2 protein-coding genes are annotated in these 9,849 nt (G+C 67.2%); both read right to left on the bottom strand.

Annotated elements, in window-relative coordinates; translation table 11 throughout:
• Positions 1–6,011: amino acid adenylation domain-containing protein (locus tag ACIPZF_RS26050; protein ID WP_400804943.1), on the bottom strand; the 6,011-nt coding region annotated here is incomplete at its 3' end.
• Between the two features lies 1 nt (position 6,012).
• Positions 6,013–9,849: amino acid adenylation domain-containing protein (locus tag ACIPZF_RS26045; RefSeq protein ID WP_400804941.1), on the bottom strand; the 3,837-nt coding region annotated here is incomplete at its 5' end.

Genomic DNA, 9,849 nt, shown 5'->3' with positions numbered 1-9,849 from the left:
ACGGCGCTGTCCAGCGGGTAGTGGTCGATCGCGGTAGCGTTCCACTGCTCGACGATCAGCTGCTGCTCGGCGGCATCGAGCATCGGCAGTTCGCCCAGGTGGCGCTCGGCCTGCTCGGCCAGGGCCTGCAACAGCGCCACCAGGTGGCGATCGATGTGGCGGATCTGTGCCCCATCGAAACGCGCCTGGTCGAAGCTGTAGCGCAGCTCCAGGGTCTCGCCCAGGCTCACCGCCAGGGTCAGCGGGTAGTTGGTCTGTTCATGGCTGGCCACCGGGCCGAAGCCCACATCGCCCGGTGCGCCCTGTTGCAAGGCTTCGGAAATCGGATAGTTCTCAAACACCAGGATGGTGTCGAACAGGGCGTCACCGCCACGCCCACTCCAGCGCTGGATCTCGAACAGCGGCGTGTGCTCGAACTCGCGCACACTCAGGTTCTGCGCCTGCACTGCCTGCAGCCACTGGGCCACGGTGATTTGCGGGCTGGGGCTGGCGATCACCGGCAGGGTGTTGATGAACAGGCCGATCTGTTCTTCCACCCCTGGCAGGTCGGTCGACCGCCCCGCCACGGTGGCACCGAAGGTGACCGCGCGTTGCCCGGTGTAGCGCTGCAACAGCAGCAGCCAGGCGGCCTGCACCAGGGTATTGAGGGTGACCTTCTGCAGCCGGGCGAAATCGGCCAGGGCCTGGGTGGTCGGGCGCTCGATCAGGCGGCGATGCTCGGCCTGGCCGTGCGCGCCGGCAACCGGGCGCGGCAAACTGTTGGCAAGGCGGGTCGGCTCATCCAGGCCGGCCAGTTGCTGCTGCCAGAAGGTGCGGCTAGCCTCTGCATCCTGGCCCTGCAACCAGGTGATGTAGTCGCGGTAGCGCACCCGTGGCGCTTCGAGCGTCAGGCCTGCGTAATGCTGCATCACTTCGCCGATCAGGCGTGAGCTGCTCCAGCCATCCATGAGGATATGATGATGGGTGTAGATCAGGTGATAACGCCCTGCCCCGTTGGCCACCAGTTGCAGGCGCAGCAGCGGCGCCTGGGCCAGGTCGAAGCCTTGGGCAAGGGCCTCGGCGGCCAGGCGATCGCTGTCCTGCGCGGCATCATGCAGCTGGAACGGCACCACCAGCGACCGCTGCACCAACTGCAGCGGTTGTGCCAGTTCGCCTGACCAGAGGAAGCTGCTGCGCAGCACATCGTGGCGCTCGACCACATGCTGCCAGGCCTGGCGGAAACGCTCCGGGTCGAGCCCGTCGATATCCACCCGCAGCTGGTTGACGTAGTCACCCGAGCCTTGCTCGTAGAGGGTGTGGAACAGCATGCCCTGTTGCATCGGCGCCAGCGGCAGGATGTCCTCGATCGCCTCGGCCCTCACCGGCAGGTCATCCAGTTGCGCCTGGCTCAGCCGCGCCAGCGGGAAGTCGGACGGGGTGAAGCCGTGGGCCTGCCCTGCGCAGCAATGACCGACCAGGCGCGCCAACTCCTCGCTGTACTCGGTTGCCAGTCGCTCGATCACCGGCGGCGCGAACATCTGCGCCGAGAAGGTCCACTCCAGCGTCAGCACCCCTTCGTAGACCTGGCCGTTGAGGGTCAGCCAGTTACCCAGCGGGGCCTGCGCATCCTGCTCGGCACCGGCCGATTCGCTGGCCGGCACGAACACGGCGGCGGCGCCCGCGTCGAACTGGCCATCGAGCTGGCCGAGGTAGTTGAAGGTGATGCGCGGCTCAGGGAGGGCCGCCATCAGCGCCTGGGTCGGCGCATCGCCCAAGTAGCGCAGGATGCCAAAGCCGACGCCCTTGTCGGGTGCGGCGCGCAGCTGTTCCTTGATGGTCTTGATGGTTTGCCCAGGCTCCGCCGCTGGCGTCAGCTGGACGGGGTACTTGCTGGTGAACCAGCCGACCGTGCGGCTGAGGTCGATGTCTTCGAACAACTCCTCACGGCCATGGCCCTCCAGTTGCACCAGCACCGAATCGCTGCCGCTCCAGCGTGCAATCACCCGCGCCAGGGCGCTGAGCAGCAGGTCGTTGACCTGGGTCCGGTAGGCAGCCGGTGCCTGTCGCAACAGCTGCTGGGTAAGCCCAGCCTCCAGCCGGCTGAACACGCTGTGACGGTCGCAGTGGCGCGCAGGCGCCTGCGCATTGGCGCCGGGCAAGCTCTGTGGCGCCCCGTGCAGGCTGGTCTGCCAGAAGCCCAGCTGATCCAGCAGGCGCGGCTGGCGGGCCAAGGCATGCAGCCGTTCGGCCCAGCGCTGAACCGAGCTGGTGCGTGCAGGCAGGTGCACTGCCTGGCCGGCCTGCAACTGGTTGCAGGCCTGCTGCAGGTCCTCGAACAGCACACGCCAGGACACGCCATCGACGACCAGGTGGTGGATCACCAGCAGCAAGCGTTGGCTGCCATCGGCCATCTTAATGCAGACCGCACGCAGCAAACGTTGCTCCAGGTCGAGGCCCGCCTGCACCGATTCGCACAGTGCCTCCAGCGCGCCAGCGTCGGCGCATTGCGCGTGTTCCAGCAGGCCGTGCTGCTGCCACACGGCTTGTTGCTGCTCGCTGCTGCGATACTCGGCGCGCCATTGCCCCTGCACCTGACGGAACACCTGGCGCAAGGCATCGTGGTGCAGCACCAGCGCCTGCAGGGCCGCGTCCAGCTGCGCGGCTGGCAAGCTCGCCTGGCAGTGCAAAAGGAACGATTGGTTCCAGTGAGCACGCTGGCTCATGGGACGGGCGAAAAACGCTTGCTGGATCGGCAGCAGCGCCAGCTCGCCCTGTGCCGGCCCCTGCTCGCCGACCTTGGCCTCGCCTTCCCGGGCGACGCTGGCCAGGCCTTGCACGGTCTGGTATTGGAACAACTGCTTGGGGGTGAAGTGGATGCCGGCCTGACGGGCGCGGCTGACGACCTGGATGGAAATGATCGAATCGCCACCCAGCTCGAAGAAGTTGTCGCTGACGCCGACCTGCTCGCGCTTGAGGACATCCTGCCAGATGCCTGCCAGGCGCTGCTCCAGGCCACTGCGCGGGGCTACATAGGCCGATCCGCCGGCCAGCGCGTCAGGGGCAGGCAACGCCTTGCGGTCGAGCTTGCCGTTGGCATTGAGCGGCAGGCTGGGCAGCAGCAGCAATTGGCTGGGGACCATGTGTTCGGGCAGTGCCAGGCGCAATTGCGCGAGCAGCTCCGCGGCGTCGCAGTTGCCCTCGGCCACCACGTAGCCGACCAGCTGCCGACCGCTGGCCGCCGGCATCGCCAGCACGGCGGCATCTCGCACCGGGGCCAACGCCCGCAGTGCTGTGACGACTTCGCCCGGCTCGACGCGATAGCCGCGAATTTTCACCTGGTCGTCCACCCGGCCCAGGTACTCCACGCCCGCCGTGCCCAGGCGCACCTGGTCACCGCTGCGATACAGGCGCGCCCCCGGCGTGCCATGGGGATCGGGGACAAAGCGCTCGGCAGTCAGGCCCGGTTGGCCCACATACCCTCGGGCCAGCCCGGCTCCGGCAATGTGCAGTTCACCGGCGACCGCCTCGGGCACCGCCTGCAGGTTGGCGTCGAGCACTTGTACCTGGCTGTTGCCCAGCGGCAGGCCCAGGCTGGCGCGCGGTGGCGCCACGCCCAGGTCGACTTCGCCGGCCAGCACGCCGACGGTGGTTTCCGTCGGCCCATAGTGGTTGAACACCCGGCACTGCGGTGCCAGCGTCCGCACCTGGGTCAACAGGGCGGACGGACAGGCTTCGCCGCCCAGCACCAGGTAGCGTCGAGGCAGCACCTGTTCAGGCCGGGCGGCCTTGAGCAATGCGTCCAGGTGCGAAGGGACGATCTTCAGCGCATCGATGGCGTGCTGCTGCATGTACTCGGCAAAGCCATCGGCATCCATTGCCAGGTCGGCACCCAGCAGGTGCAAGGTACGCCCCGTACAGAGTGCGCCGAACAACTGGGTGTAACCCAGGTCGGCCGACAAGGTCGAGGCCAGCGCCATGTGCTGCACACCCTGCCACTCGATGCGCTGCAGCGCGCCCTGCACGTAGTTGAGCAACGCGGCGTGCTCGACCATCACGCCTTTGGGCTGGCCAGTGGAACCTGAGGTGTAGACCAGGTACGCAAGGTTGCCAGGCTCGACCCGCCGTACGGCGGCCGGAGCAACTGCTTTGCCGGCAGCGATGGCCAGGCGTGGGGCCTGCAGGCTGGGCAAGGCCGCCAGGTCGTCCAGCAGCAGCACGCTCGCCCCGCTGCTGCGCAGCAACTGCGCCTGGCGCTCCTCTGGCAGTGCCGGGTCAAGCGCCAGGTACGCGGCGCCGGCCTTGAGTACGGCAAGCATCGCCACCACCCATTCGACCGTGCGCCCGGCGGCAATCGCCACCCGCGTCTCAGGGCCCGCGCCCTGCTCGCCCAGGCGGCCAGCCAGGCCTGCGGCCCACTGTTCTAGCTCGGCGTAGGTTAAGCTCTGCTCGCCCGCGACCACGGCCAGGCCCTGCGGGTTGGCCCGGGCCTGGGCGCTGATCAGTTCATGCACACCGGCGACCGGCGCCGGCGCCAGCGTCGGGCCTGCCAATGCAGGCGATGGCCCCACCACGGAGACCTCACCCAGGCATGCGCGCGGGTTGGCCAGCAGCTGTTCGAGCAAGGCCAGCCATTGCGCCGCCATTTCCTCAATGCGTTCGGCGCGGAACAGGTCGGTGGCATAGACGAACGTGGCACTCAGCACTGCGCCTTGCTCGACGGTTTCCAGGGTCAGGTCGAACTTGCTGGTCAGGTCGCCCTGCGCCAGTTGCTCGACCTGCAGTCCAGCCAGCTGCGCGCTCAACGCACGCGGTTCATCGCTTTGGTGGTTGTGCAGCACCTGGAACAGCGGGCTGTGGCTGAGACTGCGCTGCGGCTGCAGGGCTTCGACCAGTTGCTCGAACGGCAGGTCCTGGTGGGCCTGGGCACCCATCGCGGCATCCTTGGCCTGGGCGATCAGCTCGACGAAGCGCTGACGCCCATCCAACTGGGCACTGAGCACCTGGGTGTTGATGAAGAAGCCGATCAACCCCTCGGTCTCGACCCGGTGGCGGTTGGCGATGGGCACGCCGACGCGGATGCGCGCCTGGCCGCTGTAGCGGTGCAGCAACAGCTGGAACGACGCCAGCAACACCACGAACAAGGTAGTGCCTTCAGCCTGCGCCAGAGCTCTGAGGCCCTGCGCCAGCGCCGCTGGCAGGCTGACTGCGAGGCGCCCGCCGCGATAGCTTTGCTGCGCCGGGCGCGGAAAGTCAGTGGGCAGCTCCAGCAGCGCATGGTCGTCACCGAGCTGCTCGATCCAGTACTTGAGCTGACGCTCGCACTCGCCCGCTTCCATCCACTGCCGTTGCCAGATGGCATAGTCGGGGTACTGGATCGCCAGCGCCGCCAGCTGCGGCACTTGGCCCTGGCTGCGAGCTGCGTAGCAGGCCACCATTTCCTCGATGAGGATGCCCATCGACACGCCATCGGCAACGATGTGGTGCAGAGTCAGCACCAGCACATGCTCATCCTCGGCCAGCCGCAACAGGCCAACGCGCAGCAGCGGCGCCTGCTGCAGGTCGAACAACTGCTGGGTCTGAGTGCTGATGAAGGCCTTCACGGCCTGCTCGCGCGCGACGTCGTCCAGCCCCGCCTGCACGTGATCCACCTGTACCGCGAGTTCGACGAGCGTGTCGATCACTTGCCAGGCCTGGTCGTCGTCGGCAATCCGGAACCGTGTGCGCAGCGCTTCATGCCGTGCAATCAGGTCGTTGAAGGCGGCCTGCAGCGCCTGGGTGTCCAGCGCACCGCGCAGACGCAGGGCACTGGGGATGTGATACGCCCGGCTCTCAGGGTCCAGCTGCCAGAGGAACCACTGACGTTGCTGGGCATACGACAACGGCAACTGCGCAAACTCGCTGCGCATTGCCGGGATCGGGAACTGGCTGAGGCTCATGCCCCGCGCCGCCAGCTTGGCGAGGAAGGCCTGACGCTGCGCGAGCGGCAGGCGGATGAAACGCTGAACCAGTGCCAGATTGTCCAATTCAGCCATTTCAGAGGGTCTCCAGCTCAGTGAGGAAGTCGTGCATGTCGCTTAGGTCCTGGGTGAGATTGCCGTTCAGGCAACCGCCGACCGCACTGGCATATTCATGCAAGGTGCCGGCTTTGAAGAGCAAATCGAGGGGGATGTTGGCCTGCAGCTGTTGTTGGGCCATGGCCGTCACCTGGGTGGCGAGCAACGAGTGCCCGCCCAGTTCGAAGAAGTTGTCGGTACGACCGACCTGCCCGAGCTTGAGCACCTGCGCCCAGATCTGCGCGACGTGCTGTTCCAGCTCGCCCTGCGGGGCTACGTACAGTTGCTGGAGCTGGCTGGCGTCGGCCTGGGGCAATGCCTTGCGGTCGAGCTTGCCATTGGGGGTCAGCGGCAGTTGCTCGATAAACAGCAGGTAGCTGGGCACCATGTAGGCTGGCAGGGCCTCGCGCAGCTGCGCCTGCAAGGCGTCGCGCAACGCGCCCTGGGTCACGGCATCGGCACTGCCGGCGACCAGGTAGCCGACCAGCTGGGGGCCCGCCGGCCCCGGCTGCGCCAGCACGACCGCCTCACGCACGCCGGGGTGGGCCTGCAGGCAGGCCTCGATTTCACCCAGTTCGATACGGAACCCGCGGACCTTGACCTGGTGGTCTACCCGCCCGAGGTAGTCGAAGGTGCCATCGGCACGCTGACGGACACGGTCGCCGCTGCGGTACAGACGGCCGCCCTGCTGCCCCAGGGCATCGGGCACAAAGCGTTCGGCGGTCAGCGAAGGACGGTTCAGGTAGCCGCGCGCGACACCCTCCCCGCCCAGGTACAGCTCGCCCTCCAGCCCCACCGGCAACAGGCTCATGGCGCTGTCGCAGACATACGCACTGCGCTCACCGATGCGGCTGCCGATGGGCGCATAGGCCGCGCCGCACTGGTCCTGTGGACCGGCTTTCCAGATCAGCGGGGTGACCACGGTTTCGGTAGGGCCGTACCCGTTGATGATGAACTGCGGACGCAAGGCGCGCTTGGCCAGCTCGAAACTCGCCTGCGCCACAGCATCGCCACCGAAGCAGTAGATACGCACCGGCGGGGGGTTGCCGTCGCGTTCGGCGTGCTCGGCCAGTTGCTGCAGGTACGCAGGCGGGAAGGCCGCCACCGTCACGCCATGGCGGTGCATGGCCTGGTACGTCTGCTCCGCTGTCCACAGACTGGAGTCACGGATCAGCAGGCGCCCACCGTGACTGAGGGTGGTCAGCCAGCGCTCGTGGGCACCGTCGAAAGCGAACGACATGAAGTGCAACTCGCAATCGCGCTCGCTCATCGCGTAGCGTTCACCGATCGCCAGGCAGTGCATGGCCAACGGCCCATGGGGCACAGCGACACCCTTCGGTTGGCCGGTCGAGCCGGAGGTGTAGATCACGTAGGCGAGGTTCTGCGGCGCAGGGTCTTGGTCCGGTGCATGGGCTGGCTGCGTCGTCAGCTCGAGCTGGTCGATGGCCAGGCAATGCAGGCCACCCGGCGCAGGCAGTTCGGGTAGCAATTGCGAGTGGCTCAGCAACAGGGTCATGGCCGAATCCTGCATCAGGTAGGCGAGGCGCTCCTGCGGGTACTGCGGGTCGAGCGGTACGTACGCGCCGCCAGCCTTGAGTACCGCCAGCAAGCCGACGATCATGTCGAAACCGCGCTCCAGGGCGATGCCGACACGCACTTCAGGGCCTACCCCTTGGGCCATCAGGTAATGGGCCAGGCGGTTGGCCCGGACTTCGAGTTCGCCATAGCCCATGGCCTGTTCGCCACACAGCAACGCCACGGCCTGCGGCGAGCGTTCGGCCCACGCCTGAATCAGGCGATGCACAGCCGGCTCGCCCCCCTGTGTCCGCCGCGGTGCATTCCACTCGTGCAAGCGGGCCTGCTCGGCGGCGACCAGCATGGGCAGCTCGGCCACGCACTGCTGCGGCTGTTCGACGATCGCCTGCAGCAGGCGCTGCCAGTGCTCGGCCAGGCGGGCGATGGTGGCCGCCTCGAACAGGTCGCAGGCATAGGTCAGCCTGGCGCCCATGCCGGCGTCCAGCTGGTAGGTGTCCAGTGTCAGGTCGAACTGGGCAGTGACATTGCCCCAGTTCAGCGGCTCGACCTCCACCCCGGCAAGGCGCTGGCCGGCCAGTACTGCGCGGGTTTCATCGTGGTGGTTGTACATCACCTGGAACAGCGGCGTGTGGCTGAGGCTGCGCTGTGGGTGCAGGGCTTCCACCAGCTGTTCGAACGGCAGGTCCTGGTGGGCCTGGGCATCCAGCGCCGCTTGGCGTACCTGGGCGAGCACCTCGACGAACGGCATCTCGCCTTGCAGTTCGGCTTTGAGCACCTGAGTGTTGACGAAAAACCCCAGCAGGCCTTCGGTCTCCAGGCGGTTGCGGTTGGCCACCGGCACCCCGACGCGGATCTCGCGCTGGCCACTGTAGCGGTGCAGCAGCACCTGGAACGACGCCAGCAGCAGCATGAACAGGCTGGCCTGGCTGGCCTGCGCCATGTCCTTGAGCGCGGCGAACAGCGCAGGGTCCAGGCTGAAGTCGTGGCTGGCACCCCGGAAGCTCTGCACCGCCGGGCGCGGGTAATCGCAGGGCAACGCCAGTACCGCCTGATCGCCCGCCAGTTGCTCGGTCCAATACGCCAGTTGGCGCTCGCGCTCACCCGCCTCCATCCACTGCCGTTGCCAGACGGCGTAGTCGGCGTATTGCAGCGGCGCAGGCGTTGCATCGAGGGGCCGGTCCTGGGTCAGGTCAGCGTAAAGGCCGATCAGTTCCTCCACCATCCGCTGCAGCGACCAACCATCGGAGATGATGTGGTGCTGGGTGACCACCAGGGCATGGTCATCGCCATCCAGGCGGATCAACCGCGCCCTCAGCAATGGCCCTTGGGTCAAGTCGAACAGCCGTTGGGTTTCATCCTGCACGGCCCGTTTCAGCGCGGCGGCCTGGCCGTCGGCGTCGAACGCAGCAAGGTCCAGCTGTGCGTGTTCGACGGTGACCTGGCCCTGGGGCAGGATCAACTGGTGGGTTTGCCCTTGCGCCTGGATGAACACGGTGCGCAGGCTTTCGTGGCGCGCGACCAGCACGTCGAAGCTGCGTTGCAGGGCAGCGGCATCCAGGCGGCCGCGCAGGCGCAGGGCGCTGGCCAGGTGATAGGCGGTGCTCTGCGGCTCCAGTTGCCAGAGGAACCACTGGCGCTCCTGGGCATATGACATGGGCAACGGTTTATCGCGGCCAGCCGGCAGCAGTGGCGGCGCTTGCAGGGCATTGGCGGAAAGCGCGTCCAGCGCCAGCGCGAAACCGGCCAAGCTCGGGTGCTCGAACAGGGTACTCAGGGGCACGTCGGCGCCTTTGAGCTGGCGTACCCGTGACATGACTTGCGTGGCAAGCAACGAGTGGCCACCGAGGTCGAAGAAGCTGTCGGTGGCTCCCACCTGGGGCAGGCCCAGCACGTCTTGCCAAATGCTGGCCAATTGCACCTCCAGCGCCGAGCGCGGGGCGACAAAGGTGCGCTGTGCTGCACGGGCATCGGGTTTCGGCAGTGCCTTGCGCTCAAGCTTGCCGTTTGGGCTCAGCGGCAGGCGCTCGAGCAGGATGAAGTGGCTGGGCACCATGTAGTCGGGCAGGTGTGCCCTGAGCTGCGTACCCAGGGTTTCACGCAGCGCCTGCTGGGTTTCAGCAGCGGCCTGGACCTGCGACAGCTCGGTTGGAACCAGGTAGGCGACCAACTGCAAGCCCCCGCTGATCTCCACCGCCAGCACGGCGGCTTCGCGGACCTCGTCCTGTTCCAGCAACCGCGCTTCGATCTCACCCAGCTCGATGCGCAAGCCGCGGATCTTCAC

Source organism: Pseudomonas sp. NPDC089752 (assembly GCF_044748725.1).
Classification (GTDB): Bacteria; Pseudomonadota; Gammaproteobacteria; order Pseudomonadales; family Pseudomonadaceae; genus Aquipseudomonas.
This window is presented reverse-complemented; position numbering and strand designations above follow the sequence as displayed.